At 37.2% G+C, this 26,072-nt stretch carries 21 protein-coding genes; 8 read left to right on the plus strand and 13 right to left on the minus strand.

Translation table 11 applies throughout. The features are described from left to right. Positions 1–141: 141 nt before the first annotated feature. From pbpC to IR022_RS17730, 5 genes are all read right to left on the minus strand, one after another. Positions 142–2,511: a penicillin-binding protein 1C gene (gene pbpC / locus IR022_RS17710; protein WP_194204736.1), complete on the minus strand. Its 2,370-nt coding sequence runs from the start codon at positions 2,509–2,511 to the stop codon at positions 142–144. A gap of 105 nt (positions 2,512–2,616) precedes the next feature. Then, positions 2,617–3,477 carry an endonuclease/exonuclease/phosphatase family protein gene (locus IR022_RS17715; RefSeq protein WP_050710959.1) on the minus strand — a complete coding sequence of 287 codons (861 nt, stop codon included), beginning with the start codon at positions 3,475–3,477 and terminating at the stop codon, positions 2,617–2,619. A gap of 145 nt (positions 3,478–3,622) precedes the next feature. Then, positions 3,623–4,144: a gamma carbonic anhydrase family protein gene (locus tag IR022_RS17720; RefSeq protein WP_050710958.1), complete on the minus strand. Its 522-nt coding sequence runs from the start codon at positions 4,142–4,144 to the stop codon at positions 3,623–3,625. Between the two features lie 57 nt (positions 4,145–4,201). Beyond that, positions 4,202–5,986, minus strand: coding sequence for an aminopeptidase P family protein (locus tag IR022_RS17725; protein WP_194204737.1), 1,785 nt, complete (start codon positions 5,984–5,986; stop codon positions 4,202–4,204). Between the two features lie 62 nt (positions 5,987–6,048). Beyond that, on the minus strand, positions 6,049–6,399 hold the full coding sequence (locus IR022_RS17730; RefSeq protein ID WP_050710956.1) for a polymer-forming cytoskeletal protein: 351 nt from the start codon (positions 6,397–6,399) through the stop codon (positions 6,049–6,051). 94 nt (positions 6,400–6,493) lie between these two features. Here IR022_RS17730 and folB point away from each other — a divergent pair, with 94 nt between their 5' ends. Genes folB through IR022_RS17745 form a run of 3 tightly spaced genes read left to right on the plus strand, consistent with a single transcriptional unit; the run spans position 6,494 to position 8,011 of the window. After that, positions 6,494–6,847, plus strand: coding sequence for a dihydroneopterin aldolase (folB, locus tag IR022_RS17735; RefSeq protein WP_194204738.1), 354 nt, complete (start codon positions 6,494–6,496; stop codon positions 6,845–6,847). A gap of 6 nt (positions 6,848–6,853) precedes the next feature. Then, complete coding sequence (locus IR022_RS17740) at positions 6,854–7,384, plus strand: RNA methyltransferase (protein WP_050710954.1); 531 nt, start codon at positions 6,854–6,856, stop codon at positions 7,382–7,384. A 12-nt stretch (positions 7,385–7,396) separates the two neighbouring features. Further along, positions 7,397–8,011 (plus strand): hypothetical protein, encoded by a 615-nt coding sequence (locus IR022_RS17745; protein ID WP_194204739.1) that lies wholly within the window; start codon positions 7,397–7,399, stop codon positions 8,009–8,011. Positions 8,012–8,037: 26 nt separating this feature from the next. On the opposite strand, the gene IR022_RS17750 is transcribed toward IR022_RS17745, so the two are convergent. The 4 genes from IR022_RS17750 to IR022_RS17765 form a co-directional block, all read right to left on the minus strand. Beyond that, positions 8,038–9,273: a 3-deoxy-D-manno-octulosonic acid transferase gene (locus tag IR022_RS17750; protein ID WP_194204740.1), complete on the minus strand. Its 1,236-nt coding sequence runs from the start codon at positions 9,271–9,273 to the stop codon at positions 8,038–8,040. A 2-nt stretch (positions 9,274–9,275) separates the two neighbouring features. Further along, positions 9,276–10,802, minus strand: coding sequence for a glutamate--tRNA ligase (gene gltX / locus IR022_RS17755; RefSeq protein WP_194204936.1), 1,527 nt, complete (start codon positions 10,800–10,802; stop codon positions 9,276–9,278). Between the two features lie 317 nt (positions 10,803–11,119). After that, a complete protein-coding gene (locus tag IR022_RS17760) occupies positions 11,120–12,316 on the minus strand; it encodes an aminopeptidase C (RefSeq protein WP_194204741.1) in 1,197 nt (398 codons plus the stop codon). A 170-nt stretch (positions 12,317–12,486) separates the two neighbouring features. Beyond that, positions 12,487–13,581 (minus strand): glycosyltransferase, encoded by a 1,095-nt coding sequence (locus tag IR022_RS17765; RefSeq protein WP_194204742.1) that lies wholly within the window; start codon positions 13,579–13,581, stop codon positions 12,487–12,489. A 133-nt stretch (positions 13,582–13,714) separates the two neighbouring features. Between IR022_RS17765 and IR022_RS17770 the strand changes: the two genes are divergently transcribed. Next, positions 13,715–14,716: a Stealth CR1 domain-containing protein gene (locus IR022_RS17770; RefSeq protein WP_194204743.1), complete on the plus strand. Its 1,002-nt coding sequence runs from the start codon at positions 13,715–13,717 to the stop codon at positions 14,714–14,716. Between the two features lie 21 nt (positions 14,717–14,737). Here the strand turns inward: IR022_RS17770 and lpxB are convergent, their stop codons facing one another. Both lpxB and surE read right to left on the minus strand, forming a co-directional pair. Further along, the gene (lpxB, locus tag IR022_RS17775) at positions 14,738–15,886 is read right to left on the minus strand and encodes a lipid-A-disaccharide synthase (protein ID WP_194204744.1); all 1,149 of its coding nucleotides are present in this window, start codon (positions 15,884–15,886) and stop codon (positions 14,738–14,740) included. A 41-nt stretch (positions 15,887–15,927) separates the two neighbouring features. Continuing rightward, complete coding sequence (gene surE / locus IR022_RS17780) at positions 15,928–16,710, minus strand: 5'/3'-nucleotidase SurE (RefSeq protein WP_194204745.1); 783 nt, start codon at positions 16,708–16,710, stop codon at positions 15,928–15,930. A 608-nt stretch (positions 16,711–17,318) separates the two neighbouring features. Between surE and IR022_RS17785 the strand changes: the two genes are divergently transcribed. From IR022_RS17785 to IR022_RS17795, 3 genes are all read left to right on the plus strand, one after another. Then, entirely contained in the window at positions 17,319–18,965 is a 1,647-nt protein-coding gene (locus IR022_RS17785; protein WP_194204746.1) for an alkaline phosphatase, read from the plus strand. A gap of 69 nt (positions 18,966–19,034) precedes the next feature. Beyond that, positions 19,035–20,148 (plus strand): peptide chain release factor 2 gene (gene prfB, locus IR022_RS17790; RefSeq protein WP_157258327.1). Its coding sequence is split into 2 segments (ribosomal slippage): positions 19,035–19,097 and positions 19,099–20,148, totalling 1,113 coding nucleotides; the frame shifts between segments, so codons are not numbered across the junction. Between the two features lie 271 nt (positions 20,149–20,419). Beyond that, the gene (locus tag IR022_RS17795) at positions 20,420–21,205 is read left to right on the plus strand and encodes a hypothetical protein (RefSeq protein WP_194204747.1); all 786 of its coding nucleotides are present in this window, start codon (positions 20,420–20,422) and stop codon (positions 21,203–21,205) included. 72 nt (positions 21,206–21,277) lie between these two features. Here the strand turns inward: IR022_RS17795 and hemW are convergent, their stop codons facing one another. After that, the gene (gene hemW, locus IR022_RS17800; RefSeq protein WP_194204748.1) at positions 21,278–22,408 is read right to left on the minus strand and encodes a radical SAM family heme chaperone HemW; all 1,131 of its coding nucleotides are present in this window, start codon (positions 22,406–22,408) and stop codon (positions 21,278–21,280) included. A 3-nt stretch (positions 22,409–22,411) separates the two neighbouring features. After that, on the minus strand, positions 22,412–24,223 hold the full coding sequence (locus tag IR022_RS17805; RefSeq protein WP_194204749.1) for an AMP-dependent synthetase/ligase: 1,812 nt from the start codon (positions 24,221–24,223) through the stop codon (positions 22,412–22,414). Positions 24,224–24,516: 293 nt separating this feature from the next. On the opposite strand from IR022_RS17805, the gene IR022_RS17810 reads away from it, so the two are divergent. Beyond that, on the plus strand, positions 24,517–26,010 hold the full coding sequence (locus tag IR022_RS17810) for a lipopolysaccharide biosynthesis protein (protein ID WP_194204750.1): 1,494 nt from the start codon (positions 24,517–24,519) through the stop codon (positions 26,008–26,010). Positions 26,011–26,072: the final 62 nt, after the last annotated feature.

Below are 26,072 nucleotides of genomic sequence, written 5' to 3' on the forward strand. Positions count from 1 at the left end.
GTCCATTTATAGGGTTTTCTGTTGCTTATGGAGTATACGTAATACACCCATGCATTTTTAATCTGTATAAACCCGTATGTTATTAACACTTTATTCTACTTATTCGTTCACTCCAAAAGGTAACAAAAGGTGTTTATCCAATTACTTTACAGTAAAGTTAAGAACTAATGAGTTGCCCGTTTCATCCACCACAGTCAATCGGTGTTTACCCGCAGCAGGAGCTAACTCTTTCTTGTGAAAGTTTTGAGTTTCTCCCACATAAGTGTCATCTAAATGCCAGTAGACTTTTGTCTGTGGATTGCGGTGAGCTAAATCAAAGATTACCTTTCCGGGCGATCCGTCCAATTGCTTCGGAATGCTTACAACCCCATTTGCAAACGGATATATGAATTCCATTGTTTTGGTTTGATCTTCGTTCATACATTCGGGCGAGAATGGAGGTAACATCTTATAAGACGGATGTTGTTCTTTGTAAAACCATTCCCACGAAGGCGGTAAAACAAACCACGAAGTTTGTATTATACCTCTGCTTCCTGCGCAGTTTTCATACACTCTGTATTTGAAATCTTCGGATACATTTATCCTTATATGAAAATCGCAGGCATTAGTCTCCATACCTTTTTTTGTAATCCATGTTGTATCAATAGATGTTTCAGGGCAATTTATACCCGTCAACATTCCGCTTTCCCTACAAGTTTCAGCTCGTACAAGATCGCTCGTAGGAGCTGTAAACCATTTAGAGGAGGGTAGCGAATTGAAGATGTCGAACATTACCATTCCCGCAGTTCTAGCACCCGTCAATCCGGGGCGACCTTCTCCGTCTGAATTTCCAACCCATACGCCCACTGCATATTTGGGGCTAACACCCACTGCCCAACCGTCGCGGAAACCAAAGCTTGTGCCTGTTTTCCATGCAATCTTTTGTATGGATGGGATAGACCTCCAATCGATCTCTTCAGGACGATTTACATTCGTCAGAGCATCAAAGGTTAGCCAGATAGCACCAGCTTCAAATAAAGGTCTCCTAATACGCTCAATGGGTTCGTTATTATCCTCGTTGTAGATATACGAGATCGGTTTGTGTTTCCAGTAACGTTGTTCGTTGTTATAATCGTTCAAAGATTGTGCCATATGTGCGTACATCGACGTGATGTCCCACAATTTACCTTCAGCTCCTCCAAGAATAAGCGAAAGCCCGTAAGTATCGGGCGAACGTGACAAAGTTGTCATGCCTGCTTCTTTCAAAAGGGAGTAGAATTTAGGTATTCCATATTTTCGGAGTGAAACCACAAAGGGAATATTGAGAGATCGTGCCAATGCTTCGGAAGCAGGAGCTGCACCATCGTAATTGAGACTAAAATTTTTAGGACTGAAACCGTTTATATTGATCGGTATATCTGCCAGTAACTGATTGGGCAGTAATTGTCCATCTTGAAGCATGGCACAATAAAGGAAAGGTTTCAGTATACTTCCCGTACTTCGAGGTGCTTGAATAACATCTACCTGATTGGCTGATACACTTTTGTCGAAATTGACATTTCCGCAGTAAGCAACAACCTCGTTCTTTTCTATATCAATAACTACCGCTGCGATGTTCTTTATTTCATTCTGTGCAAATTCGGCATTCCATCTCGATAATATATTCTCGACCAGTAATTGTCGGCGTTTGTCAATAGTCGAATGTATATGTTTTCCGCCCTGTTCCATGTATATCTTGGTTACAAGGTGAGGTGCAACTTGAGGTAATGCATAGGGCTCGAAGGGTAGGGGCTCGGCTATCGAAAGCTCGTAATCTATCTCATCAATAATACCTTTTTCTTGCAGACGCTTGAGTAGGTTGTTTCGTTTATTTAAAAGTTTCTCTCTGTTACGCCCAAAGTGCATAATGGCAGGAGAATTAGGGAGTACAGCCAACGTTGCAGCTTCTGCCCAAGATAGAGTAGATGATTGATGCCCGAAATATCGCCATGAGGCGGCTTCTATTCCTACAACATTACCGCCCATTGGTGCATGCGAAGCATATAGATTTATAATTTCATCTTTCGAATAAGAGAATTCGAGCCGTGTAGCTAAAATCATTTCAATAAACTTCTCTCCGAAAGTCCGCTTTTCTTTTCTCGATAAACGGATGGTTTGCATGGTAATGGTACTAGCCCCACTTACAATTCGCTTCTGAGAGATATTCTGTTTAATAGCTCTAAAGAGCGAGATAGGATTTATACCCCAGTGATAACTGAAATACTGATCTTCGAACTGAGTAACACATACTCTGTATTTTTCGGGAACAGAATCAACGGAAGGAAAACGCCATTGCTGATCGTTAGCAATACGTGCCCCCAATAATTCGTTTTCTCTATCGGAGACCACCGTACTATATGGAACATCAAAAAGTGGCGAAGGTAGACAGAATATATACCAGATAACTAAAATACTGCACAAAGGAATCGCTATTTTGTATTTAAGTTTGGCATTCTTATATCTGTTTTTCCACTCTTTGATAATTTCTTTCATTATGGCTATAACTTTGAGTAAATTAAAGTATTTGATAATATGTTTTTGGAGCTATAGCATTTATGTTTGTTATGCTTGTCAAAAGTAAATAGAGGTCTGAGACCTTTATTTCGTAAATTCAACTTCGGCAACTACCGGATAGTGGTCGGAAGGTATGCGTGGAACTCCATTCTTATCCCAATAAATATCGGTTAAGATGCCATAACGTGAAACTCTGAACTTCTTAGTAAGAAAAATATGATCTATACGTTCATCTGTAACACGCGTCAAATTGAATGCATTGAATGTCCCGTTATTGGCATACTTAATAGGTGATAAGTCGTAAGAGTCTCTTAACAGACCGGATGTATCTAAAAATAAATAACTTTCGTTATGCTGATCAACATTGAAGTCGCCGGTCAATATAGCTGATTGTTTTCCTGCTATCTTTTTAATTTTTTCAAGAACCAGTTTTGCCCCTTCTTTACGTGCTTTTACACCAACATGATCAGCATGTAAATTAAAGAAGTAGAATTCTTTTCCGGATGCTTTTTCTTTAAATTTACCCCATGTGCAGATACGGATGCAAACGGCATCCCATCCCAAATTAGGTTTAGAAGAGTTGTTTGCTAACCAGAAATTACCCGAATCGAGCAATTTAAACTTATCCTTTTTATAAAATATGGCAGAGTATTCTCCAGCTTGTTTAGCATCGTCGCGCCCAACTCCAATATAGTTGAGTTCGGGTAATTGTTCTTTTATATTTTCTAATTGATTATATAATCCTTCCTGTGTCCCAAAAATATCAAAATTATGATACTTAATCAGGTTACATACTACGGGTAGACGTTGCTGCCAGCCATTACCGTTTTTCACATCATCCGCATTGTCGTTACGAATGTTGTATGTTGCAACAGTTATTTTCTGAGCATTCGCAAAAAACGAACAGCTCACTAGGCAAAGTAGTAGTAAAAGTTTAGTTTTCATTATTTATCAGTTTAGTGTTTTGTTTAAAATAAAAACGAAGCCAATTTAATAAAAAAGCCTCGTTTTGTATTTATGTTTTAGAGATGATTTATTATTGTTTATCTTTTATTTAAGAAAGTAAAAGTTAACAATAAGATTAGCAACCTTATTCTTCATCTTTGAACCAACCTGAATACATTAAATAGTTCTTTGCTATCTTTTGATTCATTTCTTTAGCTTGTTCAGCATCCACTTTCTTTACGAATTTGGCAGGTACTCCGGCGTATATGCTTCCGGGTTCTATAATTGTTCCACTGAGTACTACCGATCCGGCAGCAACAATAGAGCCTTCGCCTACTACTGCATGATCGAGTACTATTGCTCCCATGCCGATTAAAGCTCCGCTTTCGATTTTAGCCCCATGTATTACTACATTGTGACCTACCGAAACATCGTCGCCTATCTCAACGGTCGATTTTTGATAAAGTGTATGTAAAACAGTACCGTCTTGAATATTCACACGGTTGCCTATACGTATTGAATTTACATCACCACGAAGTACAGCATTAAACCAAACGCTGCAATCATCACCCATGATTACATCTCCTATTATTGTTGCATTGTCCGCTAAAAAAGCATTTTTTCCTATTTGAGGTGTAAAACCTCTAACTTCTTTTATTAAAGCCATTGTTCTTTTTCTATATAATATAAAGTAATACGAAGAGCTGCAAAAAAGGTTATAGCCTTAAATTGCTTTAGTCTTATCTTTCAACCATTCTTTTTCTTCTGCCGAAAGGCTTGGTGACAATCTATCATATACATATTGATGATAATTGTTGAACCATGAAATTTCGTCTTCGGTAAGCATTTCCTTTACGATTGGGGTTGTATCTATCGGGCAAAGAGTAAGTGTTTCGAAAGAATAGAAAGCTCCAAACTCTGTTACACAATCTTCTTTTGTTAAGATCAGATTCTCGATACGGATACCGTATTGATTAGCTCGATAAAGTCCCGGTTCGTTAGATGTTACCATTCCCGGTTGTAATGTAGTCGGATTTTCGTTCATCCGTATATTTTGAGGACCTTCGTGTACATTGAGAAAATGACCGATACCATGCCCAGTTCCATGCAGATAATTAAGTCCATTATCCCATAAAGCTTTTCTAGCCAAGATATCTATCTGGCTGCCTCGTGTTCCTTCTGGATATTTGCATGTTGCTATACCTATGTGACCTTTGAGTACCATAGTATAATCCTTTTTCATTTGCTCGGTAAGAGGTCCTACAGCAACAGTACGTGTAATGTCGGTAGTACCATCAAAATATTGAGCGCCCGAATCTATTAGTTGAAGCCCTTCGGGTATCACTTTGGCTGAGCTTTCGGGTGTTACATGATAGTGAACAATTGCTCCATTAGGTCCATAACCTGCTATTGTAGCGAAACTTTCTCCTACATAAAGGTCTTGTTGACTTCTGTATTCGGTTAGTTTTTCTACAATTGTCATTTCTTCTACTTCACCGGTTGGTACAGCTTTTTCAAACCACATAAGGAATTTTACTAAAGCAACACCATCGCGTTGCATTGCATTGCGGAAGCCTTCTTGTTCAGTTTCATTCTTTTTGCTTTTCATGAGATCAGCAGGAGAAGGAATATCTATGATGCGGCAAGTCTTTGGTATCTTATTATGCAGGGTAAAAGACACTTTTGAGCTTTGTAAGCAAATTCGGGTTTGAGCAGGAATTGAACTTACATAATCAAATATCTTATCATAATCGGCTACTTGTATATTTTCCTGTTTGAAGTATTGACCCATCTCTTGAGTCAGCTTCTTAGGATTGATAAACACTACAGTTTCTTTTTTAGAAATATAAGCAAAGCAAACTGCTACGGGATTACACTGAACATCGTTTCCTCTGATATTGAAGAGCCACGCAATGGTATCTAACGATGCTACTAATAGCGAGTCGGCACCATGCTTGTCTATAATAGTACAGATTTGTGAAATCTTTTTAGAAGCTTCAAGTCCGCTATATTTAACGGGCAGTTCAAAAATAGGATTCAAAGGTATCTGAGGTCTATCTTTCCATATCTCAGCAAAAGGGTCGTAATCAGTTATTAGATGTAATCCGTTCAGATTCAATCTAACATTTAGCTGAAAAGCTTCGTTTGCTGCATATACGTTTCCATCAATGCCCACAGTATTACCTTCGGATAATTCAGAAATCAGCCATTCTTCAATAGTTGGGGTAGTAGGCAAGCCTTCTCTGAAAAGATCGATATTTGTATTCTCTAACTGCTTTGCAGCTTGAAGAAAGTATCGTGAGTCGGTCCATAAACCGGCTTTATCTCGTGTAACAACCACAGTACCGGCAGATCCGGTGAATCCGCTAATCCATTCTCTCGAAGCCCAATGTGCAGCAGGATACTCACTCAGATGAGGATCGGTGCTGGGGATTATAAACGCATGTAATTGTTTTTCTTCCAGAAACTTTCTTAGTGCTCCCAGATGGCGCTGTATTGTGTTTGCCATGACGTGCAATATTTAAGTATGGTGAAACTATAAGAGTCCGGCGTAGTAGTTGGGGACTCTATTTAACTTTTCATTTTGCAGGATCCAGTAAAACGGGCTCCCGGTTCTATCTCTATGATTTGAGTAGTAATATCTCCAATCAGATTTGCTGTAACTCTAAGTATTATCGTGTCTTCGCACAACACGTTGCCTGAAACTTTTCCAAGTAAATCAAGATTTTGACATTCTACATCACCCGAAACGTGACCGTTATTACCGATGATTATTTTTCCTTGGCTGATAATATTTCCTTCAATAACTCCATCGATTCGAATATCATCTTGCGTGACTAGATTTCCTGTCAGGACGGTTCCTGTCGATAATACATTATGCATGCCACTTGGGGCTGGTGCGACTTCCTTACGATTTAGCATATGTCAAATTATAATTGAGTTTATTCAGATAACAAATGTAAAAAAAAAACTTAGCTTTGCAGCTCTATTTTTCTACTAATGTATATCACAGGTTATGGAAACATACATATTACTTGAAAATGTCGAGATATATGGCAATCACGGAGTGTTTGCTCAAGAGACTCTGGTTGGAAATCATTTCGTTATAAATCTTAAGCTAAACGTTAATTTTGAGAAAGCCTCCGTATCGGATGATCTGGATGAAACTCTAAGTTATGCTTCGGTTTATGATGTTGTAAAAAGAGAAATGATGATACCGTCCAAGTTGCTAGAACATGTAGCTGGCAGGATCGTTAGAGCGTTAAAAAGCGAGTTTTCCAAAATCGAGAAAGTAGAGCTGAAAATCTCGAAGAGAAACCCTCCCGTAGGAGGACAAGTCGAGTTTGCTAGTGTGGTGATTATAGATTGAAATGTCATGAGAAAACTGAAAATAACGGAATTGAATAGAATTTCGACAGAAGAATTTAAAGAGACAGAGAAAATACCCTTAGTGGTTGTGTTAGATAATATTAGAAGTCTGAATAATGTAGGATCTGTATTCCGAACTTCGGATGCTTTTTTGGTAGAAGCAATCTATTTGTGCGGAATAACTGCAACTCCTCCTAATCCAGAGATACATAAGACTGCATTGGGTGCAGAACATTCTGTAACATGGCAATATTTTGAAGATACGGTAAAAGCTGTGGAGAAATTGCAAGAAAATAACTATACTGTTTTTGCTATCGAACAAGTAGAAAACAGTGTTATGCTGGATGATTTACAGCTCGATTCTAATAAGAAATATGCAATTGTTATGGGTAACGAAGTGAAAGGTGTACAACAAGCCGTTGTTGATGCTTGCGATGGCTGCATTGAGATTCCTCAATATGGAACAAAGCATTCTCTGAATGTAGCCGTAACTACGGGAATTGTAATATGGGATTTCTTCAAGCAACTTCATTCTTAATAGATGTAGAGCATGATAAGTGAAAGAGGAAAACGCAAGCTTATCTATAACGATCAATTGTTTTATTGGTTTGTGAAATTAGATGAAGATTATGGTATACCTTATTTGCATATCATTTCGGATGACAGGCGGCTGTGTCTGGCCTATCGAGTGAATCAAATCAGTGATGAGTTTATACATCCGAAAATCAGTGTTCTGCAAAGTAATAGATTGAAAAAAGGATTATATTGCTTCTTCTCACCAATAGCGGACGAATTTATTTCTACTCATAATGTTCGAGCGATACTGAACTGGCATGAACAACAGGATGAGAATTTAGCTCCAATCGAAGAGAGAATGCCATCTAACCCTTTTGAAAATATTGATTTTAAAGATGGATGTGTAACCCATATTGAAACTGATTTTTCCCGAGACAGTTTACGTGAAGATATGTTGCAGGTTATTTATCCGAAAGGCTATTTGTTAGATGTTGGTTGGTATGGTGCAAGTGAAGGATTTATCGTTTCTATAATCTATAATCAAGATTGGGAGAATCCTATAAGGAAAACAGGGAAAAGCATTTTTAATTTGAATGAGGCTGTTGTTAAAGCAATAGAGATTATTGGAAAGTTAATGATAAACGAGTAAATGCTTTAACTTCTAACTCGGCTCCTTTACTTCAAATCAATAATCTGCATTACTTTATCTACTACACCTGCATTGTTTCTTACATATTCTCCTGCAAGATTACCCGCAGAACTTAGTACTTGAGGGTATTCTAAAAACTCATTCATAAGACTCCAGAAGTTTTCGTCATCTTGTATCGGATATCCACCACCTTCTTCGATGAGTTGATGCGCCTCTCTGAACTTCTTGAAATTTGGTCCAAAGAATACAGGGATACCATATACAGCAGCTTCAAGAATATTGTGAATGCCGACTCCAAATCCACCACCTACATAAGCTATTTCGCCATACTCGTAAAGGGAAGACAATAAGCCGAAAGAATCGACTATAAGACAGTCGTATTGTTGTATGTTTTCTACTGTTGCCTTCGAATAGCGAATAGAAGGACGTTTCAATATACTCTCTATGTAGCTTAAGTGTGCTTCGTGTATTTCGTGGGGTGCTATTATAAGTTTAAGGTCTGGATTGCCATTGAAGTATTTTATAAATATATCTTCATCTTTAGGCCATGAGCTTCCGGCTACAAGCGTTATCTGTTTTTCGCCTTTTTCGTTTTTGGTAAATGCTTCTGCAATAGGAAGCGTTTTAGCTCCGGCTTTAATATCTAAAACCCGATCGAAGCGAGTATCACCACAAACTTCTACATTATTTACTCCAATATTGTTGAGTAGTTGCTTCGAGTTTTCATCTTGTACACAAATACAAGAGTAAAAATGAAGCATCTTTTGGTAAAATTTTCCGTACCATCTAAAGAATATCTGATTGGGACGGAAAATAGCCGATACCATATAGGTCGGAATTTGTCTCTTGTGCAATTGGTTTACATAATTGTACCAGAATTCGTACTTTATGAAAATCGCCATATGAGGGTTTGCCAGATTCAAGAAGCGTTTTACTTTACTCTTTCTATCGAAAGGTAGGTAACATACTATATCAGCCAACTCATAATCTTTACGTACTTCGTAGCCTGAAGGGGAGAAGAATGTTAATAGTATTTTGTAGGATGGGTGATTCTCCTTTATGTTTTCAATAATTGGTCTTCCTTGCTCAAATTCACCTAATGAAGCGGCGTGTAACCAAATATATTTAGCATTTGGATCTATTTCTGACTCAAGTTTTTTGAACACATCTCTGTGTCCTTTAACTATCAATCTGGCTTTTTTGTGAAAAGGCGATATGATATATACAATAAAAGCGTAAAGACCTATGATGAAATTATACATGCTTAAGCTTTGTATTCAATTTTAGAAATAGCAGTTTTTAGTCGATTAAGAGTCTCTTCTTTTCCGATTGTTGCTGTGATGTCAAACATATGAGGTCCTTTCGATTCGCCAACAATTGCCAGTCGAAAAGCATTCATTATATTGCCCAGATGGTATCCTTTATCTTCGATCCATTGTTTTACAATTTCTTCTTGGTTATGTGCTGAGAAATCAGAGATTGCATTCAATACATCAGACAGTTCAGATATCTGAGCAGACGAATCTTCTTTCCAACGTTTTTTTACTACTTTCTCATCATAGCTATCGGGAGCTTTGAAGAAGAAAGAAGATTGATCCCATAAGTCAGGAATTAAGTTAGCACGTTCTTTTATAAGACCTACAACCGTTTCAGTATATTCAATTTTAGCATTAACCCCTTCTTTTTGAAGGATTGGTTCGAATAATTTTGCTAATTCTTGATTTGATGTAGCTTGAATATATTGATGGTTGAACCATTTTCCTTTTTCGAAGTCAAATTTTGCACCACTTTTGCTACATCTTTCGATTGAGAAAAGTTTGATCAACTCCTCCATTGACATAATCTCCTGATCGTTGCCCGGATTCCATCCTAACAGAGCTAAGAAGTTAACAACTGCACTTGGTAAATATCCGCTTTCTCTATATCCCGAAGATACTTCTTGAGTCTTAGGATCAGTCCAAAGCAAAGGAAATACAGGGAAGCCTAAACGGTCACCATCGCGTTTACTTAGTTTACCTTTGCCATCCGGTTTCAAAAGAAGTGCTAAGTGGGTGAATTTTGGCATGGTGTCTGTCCATCCAAAAGCTCTGTATAATAAAACATGCAGAGGAGCAGATGGTAGCCATTCTTCGCCTCTTATTACATGTGATATTTCCATTAAATGATCATCTACAATATTTGCAAGATGATATGTTGGTAAATTATCTGCTGATTTGAATAATACCTTGTCGTCAAGCTCAGATGAGTTGATAACTACTTTTCCTCTGATAAGGTCGTCTACTGTAATGTCCTCATTAGGCTCTATCTTGAAGCGGACAACGTAATTATCGCCTTTGTCAATTAATGCCTGAACTTCTTCTTTCGAAAGAGTCAGAGAGTTTTTCATGAGTCCTCTTGTAGAAGCATCATATTGAAAGTTCTCAATTTCAGCTCTTTTAGCATCTAACTCAGCAGGAGTGTCGAATGCCATATAAGCAGCATCTTTGTTGAGAAGAATATCAACGTATTCTTTATAAATATGTTTTCTGTCTGATTGTCTGTATGGGCCGTATTGACCACCAACATGAGTTCCTTCATCAAAGTTAAGACCTAACCATGTAAGTGCTTCAATGATATATTCCTCAGCACCCGGCACAAAGCGTTGCGAGTCTGTATCCTCAATTCGAAGAATGAAATCTCCACCTTGTTGTTTAGCAAAAAGGTAATTATATAATGCAGTACGCACTCCTCCGATATGCAATGGACCTGTAGGACTGGGAGCAAAGCGCACCCTAACTTTTGAACTCATAATATGTATAGAATAAATTGAAAAAACGGCTACAAAAATACGCAAAAAATATCAATACTAGACTAAGGTGCTCGGCAAATAACTATCTTTTAATTTCAATATTGCTAAAAAAAGATTTTTATCATAAATTAATGATTTATTTATCAGGAAAGCCTATTTGTTAAATTGTGTGTGTATACATCCATCTTAGATGACCTTTAGTCATTTCTTTACAGACAATATGGATGAAAAAGAAGAGAATATATGCAGTTTATTGAACAATAAGAAAGACCCAATCTTTAAAAGAAAGGGTCTTTTTATATATTGTCCTACGTTATGGCTTATTTAAGATTTAATTTGCCTGCAATGTCTTTAGGAACAGCTTCTTTGTTTACAACAAAACTTATTGTTTTGTATTTTACGAAAGCCTCTGATGCATACCAGATACCTTTGTATGCTCCTGCTTCGCCCCAAGAGTTTTTCACTAAATAGTATTTAGTGCCGTTTTGATCTTTTACTATACCAAAAATCTGCATACCATGATCGTCAGTTGTTTCATAGTTATCATATCCTTTTTGGCGCATCTCTTGAGTAATTACAAGTTCTTTAACAGGACCTTGCTCTATTTTCTTTTTTATGGTTGAAGTCTTTTCAGTTGCAGATAATCCTAGCCAATGAGCTTGGTCTGAACCTACATTTTCGGGAGCACTATCATCTGGAACTACTGCAATTCCATTACGAGAGAAGCCTACTTCGCTTACATCCGAAGCCCAAGCAATAGTATATCCTTTTTCGATAGCACTATCCATTACCTTTATCATATCGTCCAAAGGAACATTGTACGACAATGCCCAACGCCAGTTGTCTGGAACCTCTACTGCAAAAGGTGTATAAAATGGGTGATGTGTAAAAGAGGTAAATGATGCATAGTTATTGCTGTTTAAGCCAAGCTCTTTAGCAAAACTTTGTGGTGTATAGCTTTTACCCTTGTATGTGAAATTTTCAGGCTTTTGTCCTAAAAAAGCATCAAGTATTCCAGTGAATCCATTGTACCAAGCAGTTGAAAGCTTTCTGTTACCATTCTTCATGATACCGTTGATGTATCCTGTAAGACCATCAGCCATTTCGCCATGCTTGTGTCCGGTTTCGCCATAGCTAAGCCCAGGCATAGCTTCTTCGGGTACAACTCCATATTCGTTCAGTGTTTCGATAACATCGGCAAACGAACCTCCTTGTGCAAAGTTTAGGCTTCCGTTCAAACGGATATATTTTACAGCTTTGTCTTCATAGTTGCGACGTACAATATACATTTCGGAAATATCTTGTTCTCCTTTTCCCATTTTCAATAGCTCTGACTCTAAAAAGCCAACGCCTGAAAATGACCAACATGTGCCACTACTTCCCTGATTTTTTATAGAAGTGATTGGGTTTTCTTTTACTACAGAAAACTGATAACCGGATGAGCCCGTGTTATCGTTTTGTGCCCATGCTGATACAGCTATCAATAGAGCAACGGATGCTACAAAAAGTTTCTTCATATTATATGTTTTTTTAGTATCACAAAGGTAAAGAAATAACTATAAAGACTGTATTTTTTATCTTAAAAGAGTTAATCGGTAGATGAAAGTATTTAAATGAACAGTTTTCTTGTTCTAAAAGATTATAGTTTTTGTTCTGATCTAAACATCAAAGAGGTCAGAAAATATTTTTATGACCAAGTATCTAAATATTGCTGTGCTATTTTTAGATAGTCGTGATGTTGCTCTACGAATATACGGCTATTGATTGATTGTTGAGGAATCTGTTCCCTATTTAAGATTAGATTCTCTAATTTGTTGAATATATCCTCCTCGCTAGGGAGTATATTTATGATAGGATGGTTGTTTTTTTCATTTAAGAGGTCGTATGTTTCGGGTTCTCCACCTCCTACCACTAAAAGACCCTGTGCCATGGCTGTCAGCGCATTCATTCCGGGAGTGTATGAATAGAGTTGATCTAATAATACATCCGATTGATCTCTCATGGTGATGTATTCATCGTAAGGTACAGATTCTGCTTTGTGGATGATACATTCATTCGGGTACTTTAATTGTACTTCTTGCAAGCATTTATATAGGATATCAGTTCCTTTGATTTCGTTTCTCTGTTTTTGTATTCCTATAAAGAATCTAACCTTGGATGGGTCTTTGCCTCTTTGTGTAAAAGCTATCTCGGAAGTATTGATAGGGGCAGGTATATAAGTCAGCTTCTTCTCGAATTGTGACTGGTAAGAAGCAAAGTATTCATAAAGGCAGGCAATTATACCGTCTGCTCTTTCGGCTATTTCTTTGTTTACATTCACTTTGTCTTCGTCAGTCCAAACTTTGATTATATCTTTTGCAGAACAGAGATAGTCTGATTGATTGGGAATATCAAATTCAGAATATCGAAAGGTGTTTTTGTTTAAACAAGCTTGCAACCAATATGCATCATTACCAAAAGCTCCCATGAAAACCTTCCCGTTGTGCTTTTTTAGATAATTGAAAGCCGAGAGATTTTTATAGGGTTTAAGGTCGAGAAAAAGAGGATTTATAATTTGTACAATATCAAATCCTTTGAATAGTCTAAAGTTCTTGCTGAGTAGATAAGCGTATTTAAGAGTGTCGATAATATTATCGCTCTTTCGCGAAAGGTCAATATCTCTTTTGTAATTCTTGAACCTGTCACCATTAGAAGCCACTACAACCGAATGTCCTAAAGCCCGTAGCCCTTGTGCCAAAGTCCAATGCAGGTTGCTGTATTCTCCCAATAAAAGAATTTTCATTCAAAAAAATATTGATGTACAAACAAAGGTATAAACTTTTGTAAAATTATACTGTTTATAAGTATAGGAGAATAGAGTGTTGGGGCTTTTTCTTATTAGGCTAGGTGTTACAGAAAAGTTACGAAGATTAAAAATGAATACATCCAGTATCGATATTGTGTTGCCTTGGGTGAATGGGCAAGACAAGGAATGGCAGCAAAGTTTCAGACAACATGCAGGACGGTCGTCGATAGGTGATACCAGCTCTATTCGTTTTAGAGATTGGGATTTGCTTCGTTATTGGTTCAGGGGGGTAGAGAAGTTTATGCCCTGGATTAATAAGATTCATTTTGTGACATCGGGGCATATTCCCGATTGGCTCAATCTCGAGCATCCTCAATTAAACTGGGTGAAGCACGAAGAGTTTATTCCTCAAGAATATCTACCTACATTCAGTGCAAATACGATAGAACTCAATTTGCATCGTATAGAATCGTTATCCGAGCATTTTATATATTTCAATGACGACTTATATGTTCTGAATCCTGTAAAGCCTTCACGGTTTTTCAAAAAGGGACTGCCTTGCGATTATGGTGTTATGACTTCGAAGCCTTCGGATGGAAGTATTATTCATATGGCTATAAATGATTTGGATATAATTGATTCTTTCTTCAATAAGCATCAACAAATAAGAAAATTCTGGAGAAAATGGTTTTCTTTAAATTATGGGTTTAGTTTATTGAGTAATGCCTTTCTGTTTACTTGGCGCGACTTCTCGGGATTTGTAGATCCCCATCTTCCCAATGCGTTCCTAAAATCTACTTACCACGAGGTGTGGTCTCAGGCAACATCAGTATTGCATTTGACATGTCGATCTAGATTCCGGTCAAACTCTGATGTAAATCAATGGTTGATACGTTATTGGCAATTGGCTGCGGGGAATTTTTACCCTTACAATACTGTAAAAGACACAACGTATGTAGATATTACAGATAGTTCATTGCTTCATATTTGTGATCAGATATCACGTCAGGAGTATGATATAATGTGCCTCAATGACAGTGTGGAAATCTTAGATTTCAAGCGTGCAAAGAATACTCTAAAGAGAAGTTTTAAAGAAGTATTTCCTTCAAAATCAGCTTTTGAGAAGTATTAATATTGTAGACTGATTCGTTCCTTACAGTTCTTTGTTCGGGCTTAGCTTCTGTATAATAATTTGTGCAGCTTTTTGTGATGCTCCCGGTTTGCCTAATATACCGATAATGCGATCGTATCCCTCCAGCATATTATTTCTATAAGCTTTATCGTTTAGAAGTTTATCTACTTCTTTTTCGATGTTTTGACGCGAGAAGTATTTAGCAAACAATTCTTTGACCACTTCTTGGTTTGCAATCAGATTCACAAGCGAAATGTAAGGAGTATGTAAAATATGCTTGAATGCCCAATGTGCAATATGGGGTACAGGCATTCTGTAACATACTACTTGTGGTACTCTGAATAGGGATGTCTCGAGAGTTGCAGTTCCTGAGGTTACAAGTGCTGCATCTGAATAAGAAAGCAAGCGGTAAGTCTGGTCGAAAATTATTTTGCAATTACTATCGCCTATATATGTTTTGTAGTAATGGGGGTCCATACCCGGTGCGCCAGCAATCACCGCTTGATAGTTAGGGAACTTCTTTACTACCTCCAACATGGTAGGGAGGTTGTCTTTTATTTCTTGCTTACGGCTTCCCGCCAATAGAGCGATGAAGGGTTTTTCTTCTAAGTTATTTTCTTGTATGAATTTTTCGCGAGAATCTTCTTTGTTTTTTTCTTTGAAGCTGGCTATTGCATCAACTGTAGGGTTGCCTACATAATCTACCCGATAGTTGTGTTTCTTAAAGAAATCAACTTCAAAAGGAAGTATGCATAGCATTTCATCGACATATTTCTTGAACGATTTTACTCTGTATTCTTTCCATGCCCATACTTTGGGCGAGATGTAATAATATACGGGAATATTAGTTTGTGTCTTTACAAACTTGGCAATCTTTAGATTGAATCCCGGATAATCTATTAGAATAACTACATTGGGTTGGTAATCAACAATTGCTTGTTGGCACATTTTCATATTGCGGAGAATTGTCCTCAGATTTAGCAAGACGGGAATGAAGCCCATAAAAGCCATTTCTCGGTAATGCTTGATAAGCTTGCCTCCTTGAGCCTGCATAAGATCTCCTCCTAAAAAGCAGAAATCTGCTTTAGGATCTGAAGCTTTAAGTGCAGCCATAAGGTTAGAAGCATGCAAATCGCCCGAAGCTTCTCCCGCAACAAGAAAATATTTCATATGTCAGATACTTTATAAGTAAATAGATCGATATTATGCCCTTAAATAAGGTTTTCCAAGTTTTTCATTTGAACCACTAGCTCATGGTCAGTAAAGTCTACTTTGGTTGGAACAACCGAAGCGTAACCATTAGCTAAAGCCCATTCGTCTGTAGAAGTATCATCAGGAGTGTCATTCTCAAAATATCCAGTCAACCAGTATATTTCGTTATCAGCACCGTCTGCCGATTTTTTGAATTCTTTTACAAATTGTCCCGGAGCTTGTTTGCAAACTTTCAGACCTTTTAGTGCTTTTGTTGAATGAGGTATATTTACATTCAGACAAACTCCTTTAGGCAGGCCGGTTTTAAGTACGCTTTCACTTAGTGAGCGTGTTATTTTGTACGTATGAGAAAAATCAGCATCAAAATGATGATCTAGTAACGAGAAACCGATAGATGGTACTTTGTATAAGCATCCTTCTATTGCAGCACCCATCGTTCCCGAATAGATAACACAGATAGAGGCATTAGAACCATGATTGATTCCCGAAACCACAAGATCGGGTTTTCTATCTAATATTTCGCTAATTCCTAATTTTACACAATCCACAGGCGTACCTGTACATCCGTAAATGGTTATATCTTTCTCTATGTTTTTTTCTAATAAATAATAGCGTATCGGATGTATTGATGTGATGGCGCTAGACATTCCTGATCGTGGACCATCTGGTGCAACAACTACTATTTCTCCTAGTCCGACCAATGATTCGGTTAGCGATTTTATACCTTTGGCTTGGTAGCCATCATCGTTTGTAATAAGTATTAATGGTTTCTTTGCAGACATAACAAATTTATATTTTACATTGAATTACAAAGATACAGAAATATTTTCGGTGAGCGATTTTACCCATTGGGGGATTATAGGGGGAAATAGTATTTCTTTCTTCCTCTTTCTTTTCTTTCTTAAAGTTTGGGTTATCGCTGGGTTGTTACTCAGTTATTTTGTGAATCCATCGTTGGGTTTTGTTTGTGTTCAAGTTGTTTATTATCAATGCGATAAGAGAATCGTTTGTTGGGTTATTCGCTGGGTTGTGCTGTTTTTCCATCTGAATAATTGTTTGTGGACCAACGATATACTCAATTTTGCTCGGTTGCCTCTAATCATGTCTCCTATATCAAGGCGATTCACGCTTTGCACTCCGAAAGTATCCGTGCTTCAAAAAATATGTCCGTTTGATAGATAAATAATAGCTTAGGGTATCTTGTAGGACTGTCTAATTTTATCTATTTATTACTATATCTTATAGTTGTGGCTATCCATTATTGTTATATTTTGATGAATAAATAAAAAGGGCAGAGGTTTAAAAGGGGAATGTTGGTCTAAATTTTCTACTTTTGTAGATACGCTAAGGTTTAGAACCTTAAGATTGATGTTTGGCTAAATATTATTTTATGAAAAAAACTATTTGTTCCTTAATTCTGATTCTTTCTTGCGGCTTGGTTTGGTCTCAACAATACCACAGACCGGTTAAACCAGTTAAAAACGTGATAGTAATGATTCCCGATGGTACCTCTATCGGAGTAGTATCTGCTGCAAGATGGTATCAAATATATAATAAGTTGGGTGGCGAGAATTTGAATATCGATCCATATATGTGTGGTACGGTGAAAACTTTCTCGTCTAATGCTCCTATTGGTGATTCGGCTCCAACTACCTCTGCATACATGACAGGTATGCCTCAGCGTACGGGTAATGTAGCTATCTATCCTGTTGCCGACCCCGAAAACGATCTAGTAAAGGTCGATCCTTCGATGGCTTATCAGCCGTTAGTAACTATTCTCGAAGCAGCCAAAATTCAAAAGAAGAAAGCTGTTGGGATGGTTGTTACTGTTGAATTTCCTCATGCTACACCTGCCGATTGCTCGTCTCACTATTATGCACGTGGCAAATACGAATATATTGCTCCTCAGATAGCATATAATAATTTGGATGTAATGTTTGGCGGTGGTAATTCTATCATGACGGATGATATGAAGAATCACTTCAAAAAGAATAATACAACTTTGATTCAAGATGATATAAACGCTTTTCGTTCATTCGATGGCGATAATAAAGTGTGGGCTTTATTTCAGGAGAAAGAATTGCCTTACGATTTAGATCGCGATGATTCGAAGATTCCATCTCTAGAAGAGATGACCCGAAAAGCAATAGATCATTTATCTGAAAATGATAACGGATTCTTCCTTATGGTAGAAGGTAGTAAAGTAGATTGGGTTGCGCATGGAAACGATGCAGTAGGTTGTATAACAGAATATTTGGCTTTTGATAAGGCAGTAGGTGCAGCTATTGAATTTGCAAAAAAAGATGGTGAAACTGCAGTTGTAATACTTCCCGATCATGGTAACAGCGGATTTACCATCGGACGCAGAGATTTAAAGAGTTATGATAAAGCAACTATTCACGATCTGTTTGCCAATGTTTCGAAATACAAAAGAACAGGCGAAGGATTAGAGCGCATCTTATTACAAGAGAAACCCGAAGATTTTAAAGCTGTATTTAAGAAATACACAGATATAGATCTTACTGAGGACGAATTGGCTAGTTTGTTAAGTTCGAAGAACTATAAAGAGGCTGACTATATGAAGAAAGCTGAAAGTCAAAATATGGGACATGCCATTGTTGATATAATGAATAGCCGTACTTATTTTGGTTTTACAACAGGAGGACATACAGGTGAAGAGGTTTTCTTGGCAGCTTACCATCCTCAAGGAGATGTGCCATTGGGTATGAATACCAATATACAGATTAACAATTATCTGTCTGACGTTTTAGGGCTTGAAGAAAGTTTACCTGAAATGACCAAAGAGGTTTTTGCGAAACATCAGGAGGTATTTAAGGGATTAAAATGTACAATTGATAAATCGACAGCTTTTCCTCAACTAACCGTAAGAAAAGGTAAGAAGACATTAGTTGTTCCTGCATTTAAGTCGATTGCTTATGTTAATGGCAAAGAAATAGATTTAGGATCAGTAACAGTTTATATCGATAAAAATGATACATTCTATCTTCCTTCGAACTTGATAGAGCAATTGAACTAAGATTTTTGGATTAATTGGTTATCTTTGCCAACTGAAAAATTAAGAATAATAACTAAACAATCATAGCATATGATTACTGTAGACCAACTCAAAGAAGTGTTGGAGCGCGAGCAAGCGTTGAGGGGGTACCTTTGACGTCGATGCAAAAATAATCCAATTAGAAGAAGAAGAAATAAGAACGCAAGACCCTGACTTTTGGTCTGATAATAAAGCTGCCGAAGAGCAGATGAAAATAATCAGAGGACTAAAAGGATGGCTTTCGGGTTATAATAAAGTAAAAGCAGCGGTAGAAGAACTACAACTGGCTTTTGATTTTAACAAAGAAGGAATTACTTCAGAAGAAGAAGTGGACGAGACCTATGCCCAGACAATAGAAGTATTGGAGGATATGGAGCTTAAGAACATGCTTCGCCGTGAAGAAGATAAGCTGGGTGCAGTACTCAAAGTAAACAGTGGTGCAGGTGGTACCGAAGGTCAAGATTGGGCTTCGATGCTTTTCCGTATGTATCAACGTTGGTGCGAGTCTAAAGGCTACAAGGTAACCATTACCAACTTTCAAGAAGGTGATGAGGCGGGAATCAAAACAGCCACTATTCAGGTTGAAGGAGATTTTGCCTATGGATACCTTAAGTCGGAAAATGGTGTACACCGTTTAGTGCGTGTGTCTCCATACAATGCACAAGGTAAACGTATGACTTCTTTTGCTTCTGTTTTTGTGGTGCCTTTGGTTGACGATACAATTGAGATTGAAGTCAATATGGGTAGTATTACATGGGATACTTTCCGTTCTAGTGGAGCAGGAGGTCAGAATGTAAATAAGGTAGAGACGGGAGTTCGTCTTCACTACAAATACAAAGACGAGGAAACTGGCGAAGATAAAGAGATTGTAATCGAAAATACGGAAAGTCGTTCTCAGTTCGGTAATAAAGATAATGCGATACGTTTATTGAAATCGCAACTTTATGATATGGAGCTTGAAAGACGAAGCCGTATGCAATCGCAGGTTGAAGCCGGAAAGAAAAAAATAGAATGGGGATCGCAAATCCGTAGTTATGTTTTTGACGACCGCCGTGTGAAAGATCATAGAACAAATTATCAGACTTCGAATGTCAATGCGGTAATGGATGGCGATATTGATGGTTTCATCAAAGCTTTCCTTATGGAATTTGGAGCAGATGTGTAAAATAAAAGATACTAATTAAAATAGTATGAAAAAGGGTTGTCGTTTTTGGCAACCCTTTCTTATTCAAGACAGTTTGTTAATAATGATTGTTAAGGTAGGAGGGGATGCATTCTAAATTAAGATTATAATACTCTATATATTTGACAGAAATTTTGGTTTTTATCATAAAATAACATAAATTTACATATTCTAAGTGGCTCTAATGATCAGATTGAAAATAAATTATAATATAAAGTGAACAAACTCTATTAACAACTAATATCTGAATAAGATGAAAAAACTAATTTTATTAACTCTTCTTATATTTGTCGGCGTTTCGCTGAGTGCCCAAGATTTACCTGAAATAGTATATCTTAAAAATGGTAATTTGATTCGAGGAGAAATTATACAAATAATTCCTGACAAGTCTTTAGAAATAAGGTCAAAAGATGGTAAGGTGTATGTTTATGATATGGACGAGGTATTAAGCATCGAAAAGAATGCGGCTGCTGCACCTCCCAGAAGGTGTAATGATCGTAGAACATCATCTGGGCATTATGGCAGGCATGCGGAAGAATTTTCCGAGCCAATGTATTCATCAAATGAATATAGCTTACATGAAGGTTATCGTGGTATGTTCGATTTGGGTTATTCTGTAAGTGTGGATGTTGCTGAATTGAATAGATTAGAATTTACAACTTCGCATGGTTACCAATTTAATCCATATCTGTTTTTAGGTGTTGGTGGTGGAGTGAGCTTTTACCATGGCAACGATTCTGAGTCTACTGTGTCTTTTCCTATATTCATTAACCCTCGGATCGATTTCAATACTGGAAAAATTTCTCCCTTTATTGACCTAAAAGGTGGTTATACACTTGGTGAAGACGTAGAAGGACTTTATCTCTCTCCTTCTATAGGTGCTAGATGTGCTATTACTACAGGAACAGCAATAAATTTTAGTATGGGGTACACATTACAACAACTGGAAGTTCCTGTACTTAATGAATATGGGCGAAAAATTGATTCGTCTCACCCTAATATCGGAGCTATTACTATAAAGATCGGGTTTGATTTCTGATCAGAAATTATACTATAAAAAAGAGGAGCTGTTTCGATATCGAAACAGCTCCTCTTTTTTATATTGTTTTTTTTATTCTACATACATGAGATCGCTCATGATACTGTCTGAAATAAAGATGCCTTGTGGTGTTATTTTGTAGTGGTTATCGGCGAGAATTACATTTCCCGATTCGAGATGCTTTCTCAAATTGGCCTCGCAGTACTCGAGCAGCTTATCTCCAAACTTATCTTTCAAAGTCGAAATGTTGATGCCCCACATGGTACGCATACCTGTTAAGATGAAATCATTATATCGGGCTTGAGTATCCAGTATTTCCTCTTCAATATTCGGCTTTTCGGCTTTTATTCCTTCGATAAACTTGGGTATGGATGCTATATTCCAGCACCTGTTAATCTGGTTGAATGAGTGTGCGGAAGGTCCTAAACCCAGATACTTTTTGTCGAGCCAATAAGAGCTGTTATGACGAGAGAAAAGCCCTTCCTTACCGAAATTGGATATTTCGTAGTGTATGAATCCGGCTTCTTTCAGTTTCCCAATTAATAGTGAAAACATATCCAGACTAAGCTCTTCGTCAGCCGATCTTACATCGCCTTTTTGTAGTAAACGATATAGTTTAGTACCTGCCTCATATATTAAGTGGTAGGACGATATATGTTGTATATTCAGGGCAATTGCTTTATCAAGTGTGTTTTGCCAAATATCCATTGTAAGGTCAGGGAGACCATACATGAGGTCGATACTTATATTTTGAAAGCCAGCTTGCTGAGCCATTTTGACTGCATCTATTGCTCTTTGGGCTGAATGTCGTCTGTTGAGAAACTTCAATTGTGCATCATCAAAGCTCTGTACGCCCATACTCAATCGGTTGAATCCCGAAGATAAGAGTTGAGCTATATAACTAGCATTCAAATCATCGGGGTTAGCTTCTAGCGTAATTTCTGCCTGAGGGCTTATCTCGAAAGTATTCCGAAGGGTATTGAGTACGGACTGTAAGTCTTCGATGGATAGCTGAGAGGGTGTTCCTCCTCCAAAGTAAATTGTTTCGATAGTTTCTCCGCCCAAATATTCGGCACGGAGAACAGCTTCCTTACATATTGCTGATACATAAGGATTCTTTTGTTTCATATCGGTTCTTGTAAAAAAGTCGCAGTATATGCATCTTGTCTTACAGAAGGGAACATGTATGTATATTCCTGCCATTTATTATTCGGCGTACATTTTCTCAATCAAGTCTTTGTATCTTTCAACTACAACTTTTCTCTTTATCTTGAGGGTGTTTGTTAACTCTCCCGATTCCATAGTGAATGGCTCAGGAAGAAGAGTGAAACGTTTTACTTTTTCGTAGGGAGCTAAATCTGCCTGACGCATTTCGATACGTCCTGATATCATCGAATTTACATCTTTATTAAGGAGCAGATCTTCCATATTGCTGTATAGTATTTGGTTCTCTTCAGCCCATTTAACTATAGCTTCGTAGTTTGGAACAATGAGTGCACTTACAAATTTCACCTCATCGCCAATAACAGCTATCATATCAATAAACTTATCGTTTGCAATAATGGTTTCAATGGCTTGTGGTGCAATGTATTTTCCATTTGATGTTTTGAAAAGGTCTTTGATCCTTTCAGTCAATACTATAACATTACCTTCTATCATTTTACCCGAGTCTCCGGTTCTGAAAAATCCATCTTCGGTAAATACTCTAGCTGTTTCTTCGGGTTTCTTGTAATACTCTTTCATTACAGTACGACCTTTAACCAAAATCTCATCATTTGTTGGGTCTATTTTTACTTCCAGACCCGGCATTACTGCTCCTACTGAATGAATTTTAAAATGAATGGGAGGGTAAAAACTTACAGTAGCTGTAGTCTCAGTAAGGCCATAACCCACTATGATAGGTATATTTACTGATTTGAGGAATATGTTTATTTCATCAGATAAAGGAGAACCGGCACAAGGAAATAATACTCCTTTTTCGATACCAATTACCATCTTTAATATGCGGAATATGGTATTGTTATAAAAGTGGAACTTTATAGCATTGCCAATCGGAGGCTTTATATCGTTATTCTTATAGTCAAGATTATATTTCTTTCCTGTCTTTATCGCATCGGTGTATAACCATTTCATTAAACCTTTAGAGCTTTCGATCTTTTCGGAAACGCCTTGAAATACTTTTTCCCAGAAACGAGGTACACTACACATTACTGTTGGTCTTACCTGCTTGATAGATTTTTGTATTTCCTTAGCATCTGTATTGATTGCGATTGTCATACCTTTATGTATAACATAGTATGTCCAAGCCTTCTCGAAAATATGTGCTAATGGAAGGAAGTTCATCGATACATCTCTGTTCGATAGTTGTGGTAATCTTTCATCGTGGATTCTAAAAACCTCAAGAAAAGATGAGTGTAGAAGAACAACTCCTTTAGGTTCACCTGTAGTACCTGATGTGTAGATGATACAGGCAATATCCGTTTCGCGAATTGTTTTCATTCTCACAGTAACCTTTACTTCTGCATCAGAATTTTCTCCGGATGCCATAAAGTCACTGAAATATACGGATGTATGATCTTCGGGATGAAGTTTTACATTTGGATCGAATATAACCAGCTTTTTCAGAGTTTCCGACTGCTGTTGTACTTTGTATGCGTTGTTATATTGAAACTGCTCTCCTACGAATAGCGTTTTTATTTGAGCATCGTTCACTATGTATTCTACTTGATGTGGCGATGCTGTTGCGTATATAGGAACAACTACGGCTCTGTTTGCAAAAGCTCCAAACTCCGTATATAAGTACTGACACATATTCTGAGAATATATTCCTATATTCTCTTGAGCCTCAATTCCAACCTCAGCCATAGCCCATGCCGTTTTCATGACATATTCTGAAAAACGATTCCATGAGATTGTTTTCCAACGTTTTTCGTTGGCATCTCTGTATTTAAGAACTGTACTCGATTTGTATTTGGCTGCTCGTTTATGCACAAGCTCGGCTAAATGATAGTAACTCATCTCTATGTTTTTTACTTATGTGGTAAGGTCTCAGACCTCGTTATTATTCCTATAAGAGACATCAGTAAAGCTTATTAAACGATACGGATATACGACTCAAATGTATTATTGAAGTTTTTATAACACAAAGTTAGCTGAATAAATCATTAATTGATGTTAATAGCTTGATTTTTATAATTGTCTACACATTAGTTGTTAGGGTAACGATAGGTCTAAAATGTTGTGTATTTCATTCATATTAACTATAATATACATACGATTTATATTACCTTTGCATCCGAAAAATCAGAAAGATGGCAGGAGGAATGAAAAGTCTGGCCAAGGATACCGCCATTTATGGTTTGAGTAGTATCCTGGGAAAATTTATAGGTTGGTGTCTTGTGCCAATCTATACAAGGGTGTTAACCACCGGCGAATTTGGTGTAATGACCAACGTCTATGCCTATACTGCTTTACTGGCGGTGATTCTTACATATGGCATGGAGACCGGCTTTTTTCGTTTTATGAATAAGGGAGATGATGAGCCAATGAAGGTATATTCTACAACTCTTCTGTCTATTGCCCTTACCTCTATTCTTTTTGTGGTTTTTTGTTTTAGTTTTTTGAATCCTATAGCCGACTTTTTAGATTATTCGCATCACCCCGATTATATTGCTATAATGGCTATTGTGGTAGGGATTGATACTATAATGACCATTCCCTTTGCTTATTTACGATACAAGAAACGTCCTATTCGATTTGCCACCCTTCGGTTGTCGAGTATTTTTATAACCATTGCATTTACTATCTTTTTCCTGATTATTTGCCCTAAGATTCATGCTGTAAATCCATCATTGATCGCTTGGTTTTATAATCCGTCATACAAAGAAGGTTATGTATTTGTAGCCAATCTTATAGGTTCGGCAATTACATTTATTCTCTTGATTCCTGAACTGAGAGGCTTTAAATACGTCATCGATACCGATCTGTTGAAGCGTATGCTTAAATATTGCTTCCCTTTATTGATATTGGGAATTGCAGGCATGCTGAATCAAACAGTTGATAAAATAATTTATCCATTCTTATTTGAAGATAAGGTAGAAGCTTTTCGTCAATTGGGTATCTATTCGGCATGTTCGCGGGTAGCTATTATTATGATGATGTTCACACAAGCTTTCCGCTTCGCCTACGAGCCTTTTATTTTTGCTAAAAACAAAGACGCTAATCACGATAAAGCTTACACCGAAGCTATGAAGTATTTTATCATTTTCTCCTTGATTATATTTCTTGGAGTAATGTTTTATATGGATATAATAAAACACTTTATAGGTAAGGATTTCTATGAGGGGTTGAATGTGGTTTCTATCGTAATGATGGGGTATATTCTGTTTGGGGTTTACTTCAACTTGTCTTTTTGGTACAAGATGGTCGATAAAACTTATTTCGGAGCAATATTCTCAATCGCAGGTTGTGTAATAACTATTGTACTGAATATTGTTTTTGTACCTATCTATGGATATATAGCTAGTGCATGGGCTACATTGATTTGTAATTTGATAATGATGTTACTTTCTTACTACTTTGAACGAAAATACCGACCACTGCCTTACGATTTCAAATCGATAGGTTTGTATTTTGGTCTGGCTATTGTGCTTTATGGAGTAAGTTGTTATATACGCTTCGATACAGAAGCATTACGCTTGGCGTTTAATACAGTGTTGTTCGCTATTTTCTTTTTTGTTCTTATCAAGAGAGATTTACCCTTATCGGAAATTCCCGTTATTGGTAAAATAGTAAAACGAAAATAAAGGAATAAGCACTATTCTTTTTTTAGTGTGTATCTCGAAATAATCCAATAGGTCTTAGACCT

It is taken from the genome of Dysgonomonas sp. GY617 (assembly GCF_015233815.1).
GTDB lineage: Bacteria > Bacteroidota > Bacteroidia > Bacteroidales > Dysgonomonadaceae > Dysgonomonas_A.

What these genes read in the sequence shown, in the direction of transcription:
- pbpC (WP_194204736.1), bottom strand. Translation starts at nt 2,511, where the DNA reads ATGAAAGAAATTATCAAAGAGTGGAAAAACAGATATAAGAATGCCAAA.
- IR022_RS17715 (WP_050710959.1), bottom strand. Translation starts at nt 3,477, where the DNA reads ATGAAAACTAAACTTTTACTACTACTTTGCCTAGTGAGCTGTTCGTTT.
- IR022_RS17720 (WP_050710958.1), bottom strand. Translation starts at nt 4,144, where the DNA reads ATGGCTTTAATAAAAGAAGTTAGAGGTTTTACACCTCAAATAGGAAAA.
- IR022_RS17725 (WP_194204737.1), bottom strand. Translation starts at nt 5,986, where the DNA reads ATGGCAAACACAATACAGCGCCATCTGGGAGCACTAAGAAAGTTTCTG.
- IR022_RS17730 (WP_050710956.1), bottom strand. Translation starts at nt 6,399, where the DNA reads ATGCTAAATCGTAAGGAAGTCGCACCAGCCCCAAGTGGCATGCATAAT.
- folB (WP_194204738.1), top strand. Translation starts at nt 6,494, where the DNA reads ATGGAAACATACATATTACTTGAAAATGTCGAGATATATGGCAATCAC.
- IR022_RS17740 (WP_050710954.1), top strand. Translation starts at nt 6,854, where the DNA reads ATGAGAAAACTGAAAATAACGGAATTGAATAGAATTTCGACAGAAGAA.
- IR022_RS17745 (WP_194204739.1), top strand. Translation starts at nt 7,397, where the DNA reads ATGATAAGTGAAAGAGGAAAACGCAAGCTTATCTATAACGATCAATTG.
- IR022_RS17750 (WP_194204740.1), bottom strand. Translation starts at nt 9,273, where the DNA reads ATGTATAATTTCATCATAGGTCTTTACGCTTTTATTGTATATATCATA.
- IR022_RS17760 (WP_194204741.1), bottom strand. Translation starts at nt 12,316, where the DNA reads ATGAAGAAACTTTTTGTAGCATCCGTTGCTCTATTGATAGCTGTATCA.
- IR022_RS17765 (WP_194204742.1), bottom strand. Translation starts at nt 13,581, where the DNA reads ATGAAAATTCTTTTATTGGGAGAATACAGCAACCTGCATTGGACTTTG.
- IR022_RS17770 (WP_194204743.1), top strand. Translation starts at nt 13,715, where the DNA reads ATGAATACATCCAGTATCGATATTGTGTTGCCTTGGGTGAATGGGCAA.
- lpxB (WP_194204744.1), bottom strand. Translation starts at nt 15,886, where the DNA reads ATGAAATATTTTCTTGTTGCGGGAGAAGCTTCGGGCGATTTGCATGCT.
- surE (WP_194204745.1), bottom strand. Translation starts at nt 16,710, where the DNA reads ATGTCTGCAAAGAAACCATTAATACTTATTACAAACGATGATGGCTAC.
- IR022_RS17785 (WP_194204746.1), top strand. Translation starts at nt 17,319, where the DNA reads ATGAAAAAAACTATTTGTTCCTTAATTCTGATTCTTTCTTGCGGCTTG.
- IR022_RS17795 (WP_194204747.1), top strand. Translation starts at nt 20,420, where the DNA reads ATGAAAAAACTAATTTTATTAACTCTTCTTATATTTGTCGGCGTTTCG.
- hemW (WP_194204748.1), bottom strand. Translation starts at nt 22,408, where the DNA reads ATGGCAGGAATATACATACATGTTCCCTTCTGTAAGACAAGATGCATA.
- IR022_RS17805 (WP_194204749.1), bottom strand. Translation starts at nt 24,223, where the DNA reads ATGAGTTACTATCATTTAGCCGAGCTTGTGCATAAACGAGCAGCCAAA.
- IR022_RS17810 (WP_194204750.1), top strand. Translation starts at nt 24,517, where the DNA reads ATGGCAGGAGGAATGAAAAGTCTGGCCAAGGATACCGCCATTTATGGT.